Below are 15,046 nucleotides of genomic sequence, written 5' to 3'. Positions count from 1 at the left end.
TCGCCCGCGGGAAAAAAACAACGGCGTCGCCCGCCGCCCCGGGTCCGGTTAGGATGGGCGGGTCGCGGGCGTCCACCAATCATGACGAAGTGGATTAACTCGCCGACGCGGATCGATTCGGATCGGCCGGACGGCACCTTTGGGGAGGCGCGGCATGCTCCTGCACGAAGGCGAGACCACCGACGGGGCCCTGCTCGAACGCCTGGGCGACTGGGCCGACCACGACGCCTGGTCGGCGTTCGTACTCCGATACGACCGGGCGATCCGGCGGCACGTCCGACGCTACCGGTTCGACCCCGACGCGACCGAGGAGCTTTGCCAGCGGATCTGGATCGAGCTGGCTGGCCGGATGCGGGGCTACCGCTACGACCCCGGCCGACGGTTCCGCGCCTGGCTGGGCCGGCTCTGCCGCTCCCGCGCCGTGGACCACTGGCGACGGCTGCGGGCCGAGGAGGCCCGCGTCGGGCCGCCCGCCGGAGACCTCGCCGCCGCGACGATCGACGACGAGCCGGAAGGCCCGGACGATCCCGGCCGCCCAGCCCTCCTGAGAGAGGCCGCGCGGGTGCAGGAGGCCGTCCGCCGCCGGGTCGACGCCCGGACCTGGCAGGTCTTCTGGAGCATCGCCGTCGAGGACGCCCCGGTCCGCGAGGCGGCCGAGGCCGCCGGGCTCTCGTACGCCGCCGCCTTCGCCGCCCAGAAGCGGGTCCGCCGGATGCTCCGCGAGGAGGCGGCGCGGGCCGACGCCGGAGTCCGGCCGTGACGCCGGCCGGGATCTGCCCCCCGCCCGAGTCCCTCCTCCGCCTGGGGGCCGACTCGCTGGACGCCGACGCCTTCGGCTCGCTGGAATCGCACCTCGCCGCCTGCCCCGCATGCCGCGAACGGCTCGAAAGCCTGGCCCGGTTCGACTCCACCGAGACCGGCGACGGCCCCCGCCAGGATCCGCCCGGGACGCCGCCGGAGATCCCCGGCTGCGTCCTGGGGGCGGAACTGGGGCGGGGCGGCTCGGGCGTGGTCTATGAGGCGTTGCAGCCCAAGCTGGGCCGGCGGGTCGCCGTCAAGGTCCTGGGTGGGGGCCCGGCCCTCGACGACCGGGCGCGGGGCCGATGGCTCCGCGAGGCGCGCGCGGCCGCCCGGGTGCGGCACCCGAACATCGTCCGGCTGCACGAGGCGGGCGAGCACGACGGCCGACTCTACCTGATCCTCGACCTGATCCCCGGAGGCAGCCTGCGCCGGGGCGCGGGTGCCGGCCGGATCCCGCCGCGCGAGGCCGCGAGGCTGATCGAGGCCGTCGCCCGGGCCGTCGAGGCGATCCATCGGGCGGGGCTGCTCCACCTGGACCTGAAGCCGGCCAACATCCTGCTGGACGGCCCGCCGGGCGCCGACTGGTCCGAGCTCACCCCCCTGCTCTCCGACTTCGGCGTCGCCCGCGACGAGGCCGACGCGGCGGGCGGCTGGGAGGCGCTCGGCGTGCGCGGGACGCCCGCGTTCATGGCGCCCGAGCAGGCGGCCGGCCGGCCCGGCGCCCTCGGGCCGGCCGCCGACGTGTACGCCCTGGGGGCGACGCTCTACGCGCTGCTGACGAATCGGCCGCCGTCCCGCGGCGGCCGGCCGATCGAGGACCCGGGCGTGCCGAGGTCGGCCGGCCCCACGCCGCCCCGGGCGCTCGCGCCGGGCCTCCCGCTCGACCTGGAGACGATCGCCCTGACCTGCCTGGCGAAGGACCCGGCGCGCCGCTACGCCTCGGCCGCGGACCTGGCCGACGACCTGCGGCGCTGGCTGGACGGCTTCCCGATCCGCGCCCGCCCCGTCTCGGCCGCCGGACGGCTGGCGCGGTGGTGCCGACGCCGGCCGGCGCTCGCGGCGCTGGCCGCCGCGCTCGCCGCCACGGTGCTCGTCGCCCTCGTCGGCCTGACCGTCCTGTGGCGGCGGTCGGAACACCAGCGGGGTCGCGCCGAGGCCGCGTTGACGCGGGCCCTGGAGGGCGAGGCGACGGCCGACGCGGCGGTCGCCGACCTGGTGGACCTGCTCCGCCAGGCCGTGGACGCGCCCGAGCGCTCGTCCAGCCAGCGCGCCGACGACGCGACGGCGGCGGTGCTCGCCCTCACGGCCAAGCTCCGTCGCAACCCCGAGATCGCCGCGCGCCACGCCGTCGCGGTCGCCGGCCTGGAGATGAAGCTCGCCGAGCACCGCGACCGCGCGGGGGCTCGGGACGACAGCGTCCGGCTCCTGGCCGACGCCGCCGACCTACTGGCGCCCGGGGCCGACGCGCCGCCGGCCGACGCGAAGATCGAGCGCGCGATCCGCTTCGCCGAGGTCGTCGTCCGGCGCGGGCAGTTCCTCGCTCAGGGGCCCGACGCGGCCGAAGCGGAGGCCGAATTCCTCCGGGTGGACCGGGCCCTGGCGCCCCACGCGGGCGAATTCCGGGCCCTCGACTCGTTCGTGATCCTGCACAGCTCGCGCGCCCAGCTCGCCCTCTGGCTGCGCGAACACGGCGAGCCCGACGCGGCGAGGCGGATCTCGCGGGCGAACGCCGAACGGTTCCGCGAGCTTCGCGACCGGACCGACGACCCGATTATGGGCCTGCTCGCCTCGCTCGCCGTCCTGGAGGACGAGACCCACGGCCTGTCGTCGGCGACCGCGGCGGCGACCGACGCCGCCTGGCTGGCCTACGACCGGCTCCCCGAAGGCGCGCGCGTCCCGCAGTCCTTGAACACCCTCCTGGCCGATTTGACGGCCTGCCAGCTCCGCTCGTCGGCCGAGGCCGCCGCCGACCTCCGCATCGCCCCGGACGAGACGGCGAGACGGCTCACGGTCGAGCTGGACGGACGGTTCGCCGGGCGGCGACTCCCCCGCGACTTCCGGGACGATGTGCTCGATCGCCTCACCCATCTCGGCTGCTCCTGGGCCGCCGAGGCCCGCCGCGCCGGGCGGGTCGACGAGGCGCGCCGCACGACCGCCTGGCTGGACGCGCTGGCCCGCGCCGTGACGGCCCGCGACCCCGCCTCGGTCGAGGCCCGCATGATGCTGAGCCGGGCCCTGGAGCAGCAGGCGAAGGACGGCTGGGCCGCGGACGACCGCGAGGCCGTCGAGCGTTCCCTCCGCGCCGCCTTGACCGAGGCCGCCGCCGCCTTCGATCTCGCCCCCGACGACGAGGTCTGCCGCCGCCACCTCGCCGGCCTCCGCGAGAAGTACGTCCGCCTGGCCGCCGCCGAACCCGACCGCTGAACGCGACCCCGGCAGGGTCGTTGTGCATCCGGAGGCCGGCCGATAGACTCGACCCCGATGGTCGCGCCGCCGCGACGGGCCGGCCGCGCAGGGCTTCGGGAGGTCGTGACCGATGAGGAAGCGAGCCGAGATCGCCAGGGCCGGGGCCCTCGCGTTGATCGCCGACCTGCGGGAAGCCGGCCTGGCCGAAGTCGCCGCAATCGAGGAAATCGGCCGCTTCAACGCGATCCTCGACGACGCCAAGCGCGGCGCCGACGACGTCGGCGTGGGCCCCGACGTCCCCTGGCCGCCCGCGCTGAAGCTCGCCGACCGCCTGAGCCTCTACCATCACCTCGTCACCTTGGTGCAGATCCTCGACGGCACCTATCGGCTGCCGTTCCACCTCGACTGGGACGCCCTCGACGAGGAAGACGACGAGGTCGAGACCGGAGCCTGAGGCTGAAGGCCGAGCCCCGGCGGCATATCGCGACGGCCGCCCGACGAATTCGCTAGGACAAAGAAATTCAGGACTTACGAATTCCGTGACGATCGCAGGCGGCCTCGCCCGAGCCTGAATTTGGATTAAGGTGAACCGAAAGCGGCCTCTGGGGGCAGTTCAAGGAAGTCGGGCGCGGCACCCCGCCGCGCCGACCGATCACGCGGCGCCTCGGGCGGAGCAGGCCCGGGCCGACGCGGCGATCGGCCCCGAGGTCGCTTTACGGAGAACCGCCTTGAATAAGCTTCATGCGATCGGCACGGCCCTGTCGGCCGCCCTCATCCTGGTCATCCCGACCGCCGCCTCGGCGGGCTCCACGGGGTATGTGCTCGGCAACGGCGGCACCACGCTGCACGTCTTCGACCTCTCGACGCCGGGGACGCCGTCGACCATCTCGCTGTCGCTCTCGGGCGCGGGGGCGAGCCTGGACGACATCGACTTCCGGCCGCTCACCGGCCAGCTCTACGGCTACGACGACGTCGCGGACCGCTACTTCACCGTGAACGTCAACACCGGCGAGCTGACCCTGGCCAGCAGCGCCGGGGTGACGCCGACCGGCAGCGACAAGGTGGGCATCGACTTCAACCCGGTCATCGACCGCCTCCGGACGGTGAGCGAGCTGGGCGAGAACATCGTCTACAACCCGAACAACGGCACGGCCTCCGATGCGGCCACCGTCCCGCTGTTCTACGCCGCCGGCGACGCCAACGCGGGCGTCGCGCCGCAGATCGTGGCCAACGCCTACACCAACAGCGCGTTCGGCGTCGCGGCCGCCACGACGGTCCAGTACGTGCTCGACGCCAACCTGAACGCGCTGGCGACCCTGGCGAACAACACCGGCGTGCTGAGCACCATCGCGCAGGTCACCCTGAACGGCGCCGTGCTCGACTTCGAGTCGGACGCCGGCTTCGACATCCTCGCCGGGCCCGGAGGCTCGAACACCGCATACGCCGTGCTCAACGTGGGCAGCCTCGCGGGGCTGTACACGATCGACCTGGCCACCGGCGCCGCCTCGCTCGTCGGCGCTTTGCCGGACGGGTTCGGCACGATCCGGGGCCTGGCCGTCGCCCCCAACGCCGTCCCCGAGCCTTCCTCGATCGTCCTGGCCGGCCTCGCCGCCGCCGGGATCGCCGCCTACCGCGTCAGGGGCGCCCGCCGCGCCTCGCGCGACTGACGATTCCTATCCGCGATCGAGCGACCGGACGGACGCCGCGGCCTCGGCAGCTTTCCCCTGGAAGGCCCCGAAGCCGCGGCGTTTCCGCGTCTCAGTCGGGCGATCCCCGGTCAGAGCGCCGGGCCTCGGCGCACTTCGCCGACGGAGCGGCCGTGGATCCACGAGAAGGCGTGGCTCGGGAGTTCCTCCGTCGGCCGGCCGCGCCGCTCCTCGGCGAGGCGATCGTAGCGCTCGGGCTGGTTGCAGAGGTAGTCCTGCACCTTCGCCGCCTTGCCGCCGAAGGAGCGGTCCTTCAGGCCCCAGGCGTTGTTCAGGTGGCGGATGACCGAGGCGTAGTCGCGCGAGGTGTAGATGCCGGTGCGCTGCACCACGTCGCCGTAGTGTTCGAAGAGGTCCGGGTCGCGGCCGTCGGTCATCCGGCTGCCGGGCATGATGACGACCCGCTTGAGGACCGCGCGGTAGCACATCAGGGTCGTCTCCGGGTCGCGTTCGAACAGCTCCGAAACGATCCGGGTGTAGAACAGCTCGTGGCGGGTCTCGTCGGCGGCGATCTTGCGGCAGATCTTCGCCAGGTTCTCCTCGCCCCGATCCGCGGCCTTCTTGGCGAGGTTGCCGTGCGTGATCCGGGTGGCCCGCTCCTGGAACGACGCGTAGATGAGGCCCTCGTAGGGGTGGGTCTCGTGGCCGGGGGCGAAGCCGTTGCGGATCAGGTGGTGGATCGTCACCTCGACGGCCCGCATGTCGACGCGGCCGGTCAGCCGGAGGTAGGCGTTGAGCAGGTCGCCGTGGCGGTTCTCCTCGGCCGTCCAGCCCCGCAGCCAGGTCGCCCAGGGGTCGTCTCCGGCGCCGGTGGGATCCTTGGCGATGTGCTCCAGGGAGACCGCGTAATTCGGGAGGGCCTCCTCGGTGACCATGTTGCCGACCAGGACCACCAGCAGCTCGTCCGGCAGGCACCGCGCGGACTCGCGGAAGTCGCGCAGGCGCTCGGACCAGTCCTCGGCGGTGAGGTCGGGCAGATAATCGGTCGGCTGCCAGATCTGGTCGACCGGCGTCAGCAGCGACAGGTGCTCCGCGACGTGCCCTTCCAGACTCTCGATCATATTCACGGAACATCACCCCAACGATCCTTGACGACCCATCAGCCTGCATCCCGCACTCCCGACATTACCGGAAGTCGACACATCTGCCTACGCAGGAAGCGTGCCCGACCCGGCCCTCGCAAGCCCATCGGCCCGACCGTCGAGACTCTGGGCGAAATGGCGAACCAGGGCGAAGCGTCATCCGGTCGGCGGGGTGCCGATGGGCTCGATCGGCTTGACGAGGTGGTGGTCGATCCCGGGGTGCGGGGAGGCGACGGGCCGACGCGCCGCGACCCGGCCGGGGGGAGGCCGGGACGCGACGGCCGGAGGACGGGAGGGGTCGGCCGATCAGCCGGCGCGGCGGCGGCGGGTCGGCGAGGGGCCGGGCCCGGGGGGGGGTGAAATGGGGGCGGCGAACTCGGCTCGGAGCGGGGCCTCGACGGCCTCGAAGTCGGCGAAACGCATCCGCAGGCCCTCGTGCCGGGTGTGTCCGGCGAAGGCGATCTCGGCCTGGAGCGCGAGCGAGGCGTCGAGCACCGTGCCGATCCCGTACATCCGGCCGAACGGCGGCAGGGCGCCGGGCTCGCAGTTGGGGAAGCGGCGGGCGACCTCCTCGATCGTCGCCAGGCGGACCTCGGACGGATCGCGCTGGAGAGCCTCGGCCAGCCGGGCGACATCGATCCGCGAGGTCGCCGGCAGGACCGCCAGCCAATCCTCGGGGCCGACGCGGACCAGGACCGCCTTGGCCACCGCCCGCCCCGAGACGTGGATCTGGCTCGCCAGCCGTTCCGCCGAGGAGGCCGGGGCGTGCGGGAGGGGCTTGAACCAGACGCGACGGCTGCGGAGATACTCGGTGAGATACATCGGTGTGCCTCCGGGAGATGGGTCGTCGACCGAAGTATAAGACCCCGCAACTCGCCCGACGATCATTCCTACACTTTTCGAGACCCTCTCATCCGCTACAATCTGCGCAAACCACCGAAAATCCCTGAAGCCCCCGGCGATCCGGGGCTGATGAGGGTCCCGCCCGGGATCCGACGTGGTTTTCGAACCTTCCGGAGTCGAATTCGTCTTGGGTACGGGGGGTAAACCTCCTAAGATGTTGAGAGGGCTTCGCGGCGGGCGAGATGATCGCCGCGGCGCCCCAGGGCGTCTCGGGCGCGTCGGGGAGACCCGGCGGGCGCGGACCGGCCTGGGGGACGTGCCGCGGAGGAAAGTCCGGACTCCACAGGGCTCGGTGGTGGGTAACGCCCACCGTCCGGGGCGTTCGCGCCTTCGGATAGGGAAAGTGCCACAGAAAGCAAACCGCCTCGGCGACGGGACTTCGGTCCGGGAGCCGCGGTAAGGGTGAAACGGTGAGGTAAGAGCTCACCAGCAGGCCGGGCGACCGGCCTGGCTCGGCAAACCCCACCGGGAGCAAGACCAAATAGGGGAGCAGCGGGAACAGCGTGGGCGTCGAAGGGCCGGGAGACCGGACCTCGCGAGCCTTCGTCCCGCACGGGTCGGCCCGACCCGTCATCGACTCCCGGGTAGGTCGCTCGAGGCGTCGGGAGACCGGCGTCCCAGAGAAATGATCATCCGAGGTCGGCCGGGGCGTTTTCGTCCCCTCCGACCTTCGACAGAATCCGGCTTACGCCGCCCGTCGCGACGCCCCCTCAACTTTCCCGCCCTTTCCCGACGCGGGTTGAACGACAGCACCCACCTCGACCCATCCCGGGACGACGAGCCGGGCCCGCCGCCGGGGCCTCGATCGTCCCGCGCCGGGGTCGTAACATGGGTGAAACGCCGCCCGGGAGGAATCGCGCGGCCGTCGAACCCTCGGGAGGCTCGCCCATCGGCAGGTTTCGGTCCGCATCGGTCGTCGCGCTGGTCTTCGGGGCGTGCGGGGCGTCGGCCTTCGGTCAGGCCCCGGCCCCGAAGGCGGTCATCCGGGACGCCGAGGACCTCCGGTCGCGGATGGCGACCGAGATTCGCGCCACGAAGCCCGATTTCGTCGTCTTCATCCCCAGGGTGCGCGACGGCGAGGCCGCCGACACGGGCAACGAGCACTTCCTGGTGTTCCACGGCCCCGACGGCTCGTTGATGGCGGTCTGGACCCAGAGCTCGGTCGAGAACTACTCGGCCGCGATGCCCGCCGACCAGCACATCGCCTTCGCCCGCAGCGACGACGAGGGCAAGACCTGGACCGACCCCCGGATCGTCGCCGGCCCGAAGAAGCCGGGCGACGGCCCCATGGCGAGCTGGGGCTACCCGCTGGTCTCGAAGACCGGACGCATCTACGTCCTCTACAGCCAGCATATCGGCAAGCACGACACGTTCTTCCACCACACCGGCTGGCTCCGGGGCGTCACCAGCGACGACGCCGGCAAGTCCTGGTCGGAGCCCCAGGACGTCCCGGTCGCGCGGAGCGTCCACGACAACCCCGACCCGACGATGCCGCCGAACATGCTCTGCTGGCAGAAGCCCCTGCGGCTGGCCGAGGGGGGCAAGTACCTCGCCGGGTTCACGCGCTGGACCAGCTACGCCGTCATCCCCAACACGACGAAGGACTGGCGAGCGGCCGACGCCCGCGTCGAGTTCATGCGGTTCGAGAACGTCGACGACTGCCCCGAGCCCCGCGACCTGGCGATCTCGTGGTTCGCCTCGAACGAGAAGGCGCTGACGGTCCCCTTCCCCGGCCATCCCGATCGCAGCGCCTGCCAGGAGCCCTCGATCGTGAAGCTCCCCGACGGCCGGCTGTTCGTGGTGATGCGCACGGCCGCCGGCAGCCCCTACTGGTCGCAGAGCCGCGACGGCGGCGAGACCTGGAGCGAGCCCCGCGTCCTCCTGCGGAAGGACGGCGGCGCCCCCCTGCTCCACCCGCTCTCCCCCTGCCCGATCTACGACGTGGGGGGCGAGGCGGCAGGCAGCGGACGCTACGCTCTCTTCCTGCACAACCACGACGGCCACTACAAGGGCTTCGGCCCGGCCGACACCGGGCAGCATCGCCGGCCGATCCACCTGGCCGCCGGCCGGTTCCAGGCCGAGGCCGATCAGCCGGTCTGGTTCGACGAGCCCCGCCTGTTCATGGACCACGACGGCGTCGCCCTGGGCAAGCCCGGCACCCCCGGCCGGCTCGACCTGGCGATGTACGCCAGCTCCACCGTCCGAAACGGCCGCGCCGTCCTGTGGTACCCCGACCGCAAGTTCTTCCTCCTCGGCCGCATCCTCGGCGAGGAATGGTTCCGGCCGGAGGGGGAGTGATCGAGGCGACAGACGCCCTTCTCCCCTTGAGGAAGAAGGTGCCCCGGAGGGGCGGATGAGGGGTCGACGAACACGGAAGCCGGCGGAGAACCCAACGGGCCGAGCATCCGTCGCGTCCTCGCGCCGTCCACCTGGAGGGTCCTCCTCATCCGGCCTTCGGCCGCCTTCCCCCACCGAGGGGAAGGGAGGACGTGCGAATGCCGACGAGAGGACGACCTCTTAATCCGCCGCGATCTCGACCCACGTCGGCGCGTGATCGCTGGTCTTCTCCCAGGCGCGCACGTCGCGGTCCACGCCGGCGGCGACGAGCCGGGGGGCGAGGTCCGGGCTCAGCAGCAGGTGGTCGATGCGGATGCCCGCGTCGCGCTCGAAGGCGCCCCGGAAATAGTCCCAGTAGGTGTACATCCTCGCCTCCGGGTGGAGCGTCCGCAGCGCGTCCGTCCAGCCTTGCGCGAGGGCTCGCCGGTAGGCCTCGCGGGACTCGGGCAGGAAGAGGGCGTCGGCGGCCCAGCGCTGGGGCGTGCGGGCGTCGATCTCGGCGGGGATGACGTTGTAGTCGCCCGCCAGGACGACGGGGCCGCCCTGCGCGATCAGCGAGTCGGCGTGCGCGAGGAACCGGTCGAACCACCGCAGCTTGTAGTCGAACTTCGGCCCCGGCGCGGGGTTGCCGTTGGGCAGGTAGAGGCAACCGACCGTGATTCCGCCGACCTCGGCCTCGATGTAGCGGCTGTGGACGTCCTCGGGGTCGCCGAGGAGGCCGCGGCGGACCTCCCTCGGCTTCTCACCCCGGGCGAGGATGGCGACGCCGTTGAAACCCTTCTGGCCGTGCCAGACGGCCTCGTAGCCGATCTCGCGGACGGCGTCCTCGGGGAACAGTTCGTCCGCGGCCTTCAGTTCCTGCAGGCAGGCGACGTCCGGCCGCGAGGCCGCGAGCCAGTCGAGCAGCACGGGGAGCCGGGCGCGGATGCCGTTGACGTTGTAGGTGGCGATCTTCATGCCGCCATTCTACCGCGCGGCCGGCCGGTCACTCCCCGGGCTTGAGTTCCACCTTCAGCCAGCCCGCCTTGCGGCTGTCGAAAGCCTTGTAGGCGGAGATGGCGTCGGTCATCGGCTCGATCTCGGTCAGCACCCGGGTCGGGTCGACCTCCCCAGCCGCGACCGCCTCGATGAGCCTGGGGATGTACTTCCGATGCGGGCAGTTGCCCATCTGGAGCGTCAGGTTCTTCATCATCGCGTTGCCGATCGGGAAACGGGTCATCGACTCCGGGTAAACCCCGATGATCGACAGCGTCCCGGCCTTCGCCAGCGCCTGCACGGCCCAGGTGAGCACCTGCGACGGGGCGTCGCCGGGGACCCACTGGCCCCCCCAGGTCGCTCCCGAACCTTCGAGCAGGACCTCCTTCTGCTCCTCCTTGAACTGCGACTTCATCGCCCGCGACTCGGCGTAGGCCGGGCCGCTCTCGGGGCGATAGGCGTCCACGCCGACGGCGTCGATCGCCCGCAGCACGCCGATCCCCTGCGTCAGCTCCTTGAGGCGTTCGATGGGGCTCTCGGCGTTGAAGTCGATCGTCTCGGCGCCCAGCTCGCGGGCCTTCGCCAGGCGGTCCGGGAGCGTGTCGACGGCGAAGACCCGCCCCGCCCCGAGCATCCGGGCGCCGACGATGGCGAACAGCCCGACGGGCCCGCAGCCGAAGACACAGACCGTGTCGCCGGGCTTGATCTCGGCGACGTCGGCGCCGAAGTAGCCGGTCGGGAAGATGTCGGACAGCAGGATCGCCTGGTCGTCGGTCATCGAGTCCGGCAGCTTGATGAGCGTGGGGTCGGCGAGCGGGACGCGGGCGTACTCGGCCTGGAGGCCCTGGATCGGGCCGGTCGTCGCCGGGCCGCCGAAGAACGCGGTGCCCGCCTGCTTGCCGTTCGGATTGGCGTTGTCGCACTGGGACTGGTAGCCGGCGGTGCAGTAGGCGCAGGTCCCGCAGCAGATGGTGGACGGGACGACCACGCGGTCGCCGACCTTGAAGTCGCGGACCCCGGGGCCCACGTCCTCGATCACGCCGACCCCCTCGTGCCCCAGGATCGTTCCGGGGACCATGCCGGGCATGGTGCCGCGGACCATGTGCAGGTCGGTCCCGCAGATGGCGCTGGCGGTGAGGCGGACGATCGCGTCGGTCCCCTTCTCGACCTTCGGCTCGGGGACCTCGTCGAGCCGGATGTCCCCGAGCCCGTGGAAAACGACGGCCTTCATGCGGGTGTCCTCCCTGGAGAAACGGCGGGGCAGCCTCAGATGAGCGGACGACCGCCGGTGACGGCGAGCGTCGCCCCGGCCATGTAGCTGGCCTCGTCCGAAGCCAGGAGCACGAATGCGGGGGCGAGTTCGGCCGGCTGACCGGCGCGGCCGAGGGCCGTGTCCTTGCCGAAGTTCTCGACCTTCTCGGGCGGCATCGTGGCGGGGATCAGGGGGGTCCAGATCGGGCCCGGAGCGACGCAGTTGGCGCGGATGCCCTTCTTGCCGAGCATCTGGGCCAGGCCGCCGGTGAAGTTCTGCATCGCCGCCTTGGTCATCGCGTACGGCAGCAGTTCCGGGCTCGGGTTGTCGGCCTGGATCGACGACGTGTTGATCACCGCGCCGCCGGCCGGCATGTGGGGCACCGTCGCCTTCGTCAGCCAGAACATGGCGTACAGGTTCGTCTTGAGGGTCCGGTCGAACTCCTCGGTCGAGATCTCGTCGATCGACTCGCGGGCCATCTGGAACGCGGCGTTGTTGACGAGGACGTCGACCTTGCCGAACTCCTTCACGGCGCGGTCGATGATCGCCTGGCAGTGGGATTCTTCCTGGATGTCGCCCGGGACGGCGACGCACTTCCGGCCGGCGGCCTCGACGACGCGGACCGTCTCCTGCGCGTCGGTCTCCTCCTCGGCCATGTACGAGATCAGGACGTCGGCGCCTTCTCGGGCGTACGCGAGCGCCACGGCCCGGCCGATGCCCGAGTCGCCGCCGGTGATGACGGCGGCCTTCCCCGCCAGCTTGCCCGACCCCTCGTAGCTCTCCTCGCCGAAGTCCGGCAGCGGGTCCATCTCGGATTCCAGGCCGGGCGGAACCTGCTTCTGCGGAGGATGGGGGGGCTTCGGTCCGCGTTCGCGCGGGTCGTCGCTCATGGCGGGTCTCCTGGCGGTCTCGATTCGAAACGAGGGCGCGGATCCCCGCGCCCGTACGCCGGATCTGATGAGCATAAGTCATACCGCCGCCATCGGTTTCCGGGGCGGTCCGAGCCCGTCGAGGACGCGTCGCGGCCGATCACCGAGGAGGGGCGATCCTCTCCAGCGGCACGACCGCCGGCGCGGCGGGTACGTCGGGGACGATCCGGCTCGGAAAGGCCGGGACGATCATCCCGGGGTCCACGTCGGGACGGGCCTGATGGATCATCGCCTCGTCGATCCCCGGGCGGGCCGGGACGATCATCCGGGGGTCGATCGCCGCCGTTCGCGGCGGCTGGAGGTCGCGGACGGGCCCCGGGAAGATCCCGATTCGCGGGGGCCGCGGCGGCATCGGGCGGGGCGAAATCGAGGGACGGTCCGCGCGATCGAGCGCGGTCGCCGCCAGCGCGACGATCAGGAGGGGCGTCGCGACGCCGGCGAAGGCGGGACGCATCCCCAGGAAGCGCGGCCTCCGATCGGCGGCCGTCTCGGGCTTCGGCCGGTCGGAGAAGTCCGGATCGGTCCATCGGGTCGACATGGCGTCCTCCGTCTCTCGGGCCTCGGGGTGGACGAGACGCGTCGCGTCGGCACATCTCGATTCGACATGTTACCCGAACGGCCCGCCCCCGGTTCCAGGAAAATCCCGAGGGCGGGGCGGGCGATGAGGCCGGATCGGTCAGCCGCCCGGCTCCAGGGCGGTCACGGCGTCGAGCGGGACGCGGACGATCCCGGCGGCGGGTCCGGGTTCGCGGTCGAGTTCGAGGGCTAGGCCGAGTTCAAGGTCCACGTCGGCGAGGCGGCCGACGACGGCCCCCGAGGGGGTGACGACGCGGACGAGACGGCCGAGGTGCTCGCAACGGGCCCGCCAGGCGGGCGACAGGGCGGCGGGGCCTTCGCGGAGCACGGCGTCGTACCAGCGGTCCAGGCGGCGGATCAGGTCGCGGGCCAGGTCGGAGCGGTCGAAGTCGCGGCCGGCCAGCATCCGCAGCGAGGTCGCCTTGCCGCGAAGCTCCGCCGGGAAGTCCGCCTCGGAGACGTTCACGTTCAGGCCGACGCCGACCACGACGGCGGTCTCCGCCCCATCGGCCGAGAGGGCGCGGATCGCCCGCTCGACGAGGACTCCGCAGACCTTCCGGCCCTCGACCCGGACGTCGTTCGGCCACTTGACCCGGGCCTCGCGCCCGGTCCGGTCGGAGACCAGCTCGGCCACGGCGACCGCCCCCACGACCGTCAGCCAGGCGACCCCCGCGGCCGAATCCGGGCCCACCGGCGCGAGCCCGGCCGGGGGGAACAGCAGGGCCGACATCAGCAGGCTCGAACCCGGGGGGGCGACGAACGAGCGGCCCCGGCGGCCCCGGCCCGACGTCTGCTCCTCGGCCATCACCACCAGGCCGTCGTTGGCGGGCGACGAGGCCGCGCGGGCGGCGACGTCGTTGGTGCTGCCCAGTCGGCTCCAGACCGCCAGGCGGCGGCCGACCCGGAGCGTCCCCAACTCGTGCTCGATCTGGTCCGGGCAGAGCCGGGGCGAGGGCCCCCGGTACGCGACGCCCCCGGCCGCCGGCCGGTCGATCGCGAAGCCGAAGGCCGCCAGCGCGTCGATGTCGGCGACGACGGCGGCGGGGTCGCCGGGGAGGTCGCCGAGGGGGACGGGACCGTCGGCGGAACGGAGCCGATCCAGCAGCGGGATGTTCAGGGCCGGCGGCGAGGCGTCGACCCAGGTCGGGCGTGATCGGCCTTCGCTCATAGGGCCGCTGAGACGTCGAAGGCCACGTCGAGGGCGATCGCCGAGTGCGTCAGGGCCCCCACGCTGATCCGGTCGACCCCGGTCCGGGCCAGACCGGCGATGGTGTCGAGGGTCACGCCGCCGGAGGATTCCAGCTCCACGCCCGGGGCCCGCGCGTCGCGGCGGCGGAGCGCCTCCGCCAGCGCATCGGGGCCCAGGTTGTCGACGAGGACGATGTCGGGCCGGCATTTCAGCGCCGCGTCGAGCTGGTCGAGGTTGTCGACCTCGACCTCGATCGTCGTTCCGGCCGGCGCGGCGGCGCGGGCGGATCCGACGGCGCGGGTGATCGGGTCGGCCACGCCCTGGGTCCGGAGCCAGGCGAGGTGGTTGTCCTTGATGAGGACGGCGTCGTACAGGCCGATGCGGTGGTTGCGGCCCCCGCCGCAGCGCACGGCGTACTTCTCCAGGATCCGCCATCCGGGGGTGGTCTTCCGGGTGTCCAGGACCTTCGCGGCGGTCCCCTCCACCCTCGCGACGAACCGCGAGGTGAGGGTGGCGACCCCGGAGAGCCGCTGGACGAAATCGAGCGCGGTGCGCTCCAGCGCGAGGATCGCGCGGAAGTCGCCGACCAGGTCGGCGACGATCTCGCCGGCCGCCACGCGGTCGCCGTCGGCCTTGCGAGGCCGCCAGCCGTCGGCCACTTCGAACGCTTCGAGGAGCATGGCGACGATCGGCAGGCCGGCGATCACCCCCGGCGCCCGCGCGACCAGCCGGGCCGTCCCCCGCGCGTGGGGCGGGATGACGGCCGTGGTGGTGAGGTCCCCGCGCTCGCCGAGGTCCTCGGCCAGGGCCATGCGGATCAGGGCCTCGGCGTTTCGCCGCTCGGGCTCGCCGAAGCCGGGGTCGGGGTGGGGCATCGCGTCCGTCCTCAC

The 15,046-nt window shown here is 72.6% G+C and carries 13 protein-coding genes and 1 other RNA gene; 6 read left to right on the top strand and 8 right to left on the bottom strand.

The genetic code is table 11. From position 1 onward, the window contains the following. The first annotated feature begins 154 nt into the window (after positions 1 to 154). The 4 genes from G6O68_RS22565 (at position 155) to G6O68_RS22550 (ending at position 4,874) form a co-directional block, all read left to right on the top strand. Positions 155 to 760, top strand: a complete 606-nt coding sequence (locus tag G6O68_RS22565) for an RNA polymerase sigma factor (RefSeq protein ID WP_165250912.1) — start codon at positions 155 to 157, stop codon at positions 758 to 760. Then, the gene (locus tag G6O68_RS22560) at positions 757 to 3,225 is read left to right on the top strand and encodes a serine/threonine-protein kinase (RefSeq protein ID WP_165250911.1); all 2,469 of its coding nucleotides are present in this window, start codon (positions 757 to 759) and stop codon (positions 3,223 to 3,225) included. The genes G6O68_RS22565 and G6O68_RS22560 overlap by 4 nt, the downstream gene beginning before the upstream one ends. 112 nt (positions 3,226 to 3,337) lie before the next feature. Next, positions 3,338 to 3,661: a hypothetical protein gene (locus tag G6O68_RS22555; RefSeq protein ID WP_165250910.1), complete on the top strand. Its 324-nt coding sequence runs from the start codon at positions 3,338 to 3,340 to the stop codon at positions 3,659 to 3,661. A 274-nt stretch (positions 3,662 to 3,935) separates the two neighbouring features. Continuing rightward, positions 3,936 to 4,874 (top strand): DUF4394 domain-containing protein, encoded by a 939-nt coding sequence (locus G6O68_RS22550; protein ID WP_165250909.1) that lies wholly within the window; start codon positions 3,936 to 3,938, stop codon positions 4,872 to 4,874. A gap of 110 nt (positions 4,875 to 4,984) precedes the next feature. On the opposite strand, the gene G6O68_RS22545 is transcribed toward G6O68_RS22550, so the two are convergent. Together G6O68_RS22545 and G6O68_RS22540 are read right to left on the bottom strand one after the other, a co-directional pair. Beyond that, positions 4,985 to 5,974, bottom strand: coding sequence for an acyl-ACP desaturase (locus G6O68_RS22545; RefSeq protein ID WP_240911458.1), 990 nt, complete (start codon positions 5,972 to 5,974; stop codon positions 4,985 to 4,987). Between the two features lie 327 nt (positions 5,975 to 6,301). Next, on the bottom strand, positions 6,302 to 6,817 hold the full coding sequence (locus G6O68_RS22540) for an aminoacyl-tRNA deacylase (RefSeq protein WP_165250907.1): 516 nt from the start codon (positions 6,815 to 6,817) through the stop codon (positions 6,302 to 6,304). A 310-nt stretch (positions 6,818 to 7,127) separates the two neighbouring features. On the opposite strand from G6O68_RS22540, the gene rnpB reads away from it, so the two are divergent. Both rnpB and G6O68_RS22530 read left to right on the top strand, forming a co-directional pair. Further along, positions 7,128 to 7,602: RNase P RNA component class A (gene rnpB, locus G6O68_RS22535), an RNA gene on the top strand. A 307-nt stretch (positions 7,603 to 7,909) separates the two neighbouring features. Beyond that, the gene (locus G6O68_RS22530) at positions 7,910 to 9,196 is read left to right on the top strand and encodes a sialidase family protein (RefSeq protein ID WP_165250906.1); all 1,287 of its coding nucleotides are present in this window, start codon (positions 7,910 to 7,912) and stop codon (positions 9,194 to 9,196) included. 219 nt (positions 9,197 to 9,415) lie between these two features. On the opposite strand, the gene xth is transcribed toward G6O68_RS22530, so the two are convergent. From xth to nadC, 6 genes are all read right to left on the bottom strand, one after another. Beyond that, entirely contained in the window at positions 9,416 to 10,192 is a 777-nt protein-coding gene (gene xth, locus G6O68_RS22525; RefSeq protein WP_165250905.1) for an exodeoxyribonuclease III, read from the bottom strand. A 28-nt stretch (positions 10,193 to 10,220) separates the two neighbouring features. Continuing rightward, positions 10,221 to 11,441 (bottom strand): zinc-dependent alcohol dehydrogenase, encoded by a 1,221-nt coding sequence (locus G6O68_RS22520; RefSeq protein WP_165250904.1) that lies wholly within the window; start codon positions 11,439 to 11,441, stop codon positions 10,221 to 10,223. A 35-nt stretch (positions 11,442 to 11,476) separates the two neighbouring features. Then, a complete protein-coding gene (locus G6O68_RS22515) occupies positions 11,477 to 12,352 on the bottom strand; it encodes an SDR family oxidoreductase (RefSeq protein ID WP_165250903.1) in 876 nt (291 codons plus the stop codon). A gap of 139 nt (positions 12,353 to 12,491) precedes the next feature. Further along, positions 12,492 to 12,929 (bottom strand): hypothetical protein, encoded by a 438-nt coding sequence (locus G6O68_RS22510; RefSeq protein WP_165250902.1) that lies wholly within the window; start codon positions 12,927 to 12,929, stop codon positions 12,492 to 12,494. Between the two features lie 138 nt (positions 12,930 to 13,067). After that, complete coding sequence (locus tag G6O68_RS22505) at positions 13,068 to 14,135, bottom strand: biotin--[acetyl-CoA-carboxylase] ligase (protein ID WP_240911453.1); 1,068 nt, start codon at positions 14,133 to 14,135, stop codon at positions 13,068 to 13,070. Beyond that, positions 14,132 to 15,031, bottom strand: a complete 900-nt coding sequence (nadC, locus tag G6O68_RS22500; RefSeq protein ID WP_165250901.1) for a carboxylating nicotinate-nucleotide diphosphorylase — start codon at positions 15,029 to 15,031, stop codon at positions 14,132 to 14,134. Before nadC ends, G6O68_RS22505 begins: the two co-directional genes overlap by 4 nt. Between the last annotated feature and the right edge of the window lie 15 nt (positions 15,032 to 15,046).

Origin of the sequence: Paludisphaera soli, from assembly GCF_011064595.1 — a bacterium.
Lineage (GTDB): Bacteria > Planctomycetota > Planctomycetia > Isosphaerales > Isosphaeraceae > Paludisphaera > Paludisphaera soli.
The sequence above is the reverse complement of the archived record's forward strand: the minus strand, read 5'-3'. Positions and strand labels throughout refer to the sequence as shown.

Excerpts from the sequence above, each read along its gene's own strand:
- G6O68_RS22565 (WP_165250912.1), top strand. The coding sequence starts at position 155 with ATGCTCCTGCACGAAGGCGAGACCACCGACGGGGCCCTGCTCGAACGC.
- G6O68_RS22555 (WP_165250910.1), top strand. The coding sequence starts at position 3,338 with ATGAGGAAGCGAGCCGAGATCGCCAGGGCCGGGGCCCTCGCGTTGATC.
- G6O68_RS22545 (WP_240911458.1), bottom strand. The coding sequence starts at position 5,974 with ATGATCGAGAGTCTGGAAGGGCACGTCGCGGAGCACCTGTCGCTGCTG.
- G6O68_RS22540 (WP_165250907.1), bottom strand. The coding sequence starts at position 6,817 with ATGTATCTCACCGAGTATCTCCGCAGCCGTCGCGTCTGGTTCAAGCCC.
- G6O68_RS22530 (WP_165250906.1), top strand. The coding sequence starts at position 7,910 with ATGGCGACCGAGATTCGCGCCACGAAGCCCGATTTCGTCGTCTTCATC.
- xth (WP_165250905.1), bottom strand. The coding sequence starts at position 10,192 with ATGAAGATCGCCACCTACAACGTCAACGGCATCCGCGCCCGGCTCCCC.
- G6O68_RS22520 (WP_165250904.1), bottom strand. The coding sequence starts at position 11,441 with ATGAAGGCCGTCGTTTTCCACGGGCTCGGGGACATCCGGCTCGACGAG.
- G6O68_RS22515 (WP_165250903.1), bottom strand. The coding sequence starts at position 12,352 with ATGAGCGACGACCCGCGCGAACGCGGACCGAAGCCCCCCCATCCTCCG.
- G6O68_RS22510 (WP_165250902.1), bottom strand. The coding sequence starts at position 12,929 with ATGTCGACCCGATGGACCGATCCGGACTTCTCCGACCGGCCGAAGCCC.
- G6O68_RS22505 (WP_240911453.1), bottom strand. The coding sequence starts at position 14,135 with ATGAGCGAAGGCCGATCACGCCCGACCTGGGTCGACGCCTCGCCGCCG.
- nadC (WP_165250901.1), bottom strand. The coding sequence starts at position 15,031 with ATGCCCCACCCCGACCCCGGCTTCGGCGAGCCCGAGCGGCGAAACGCC.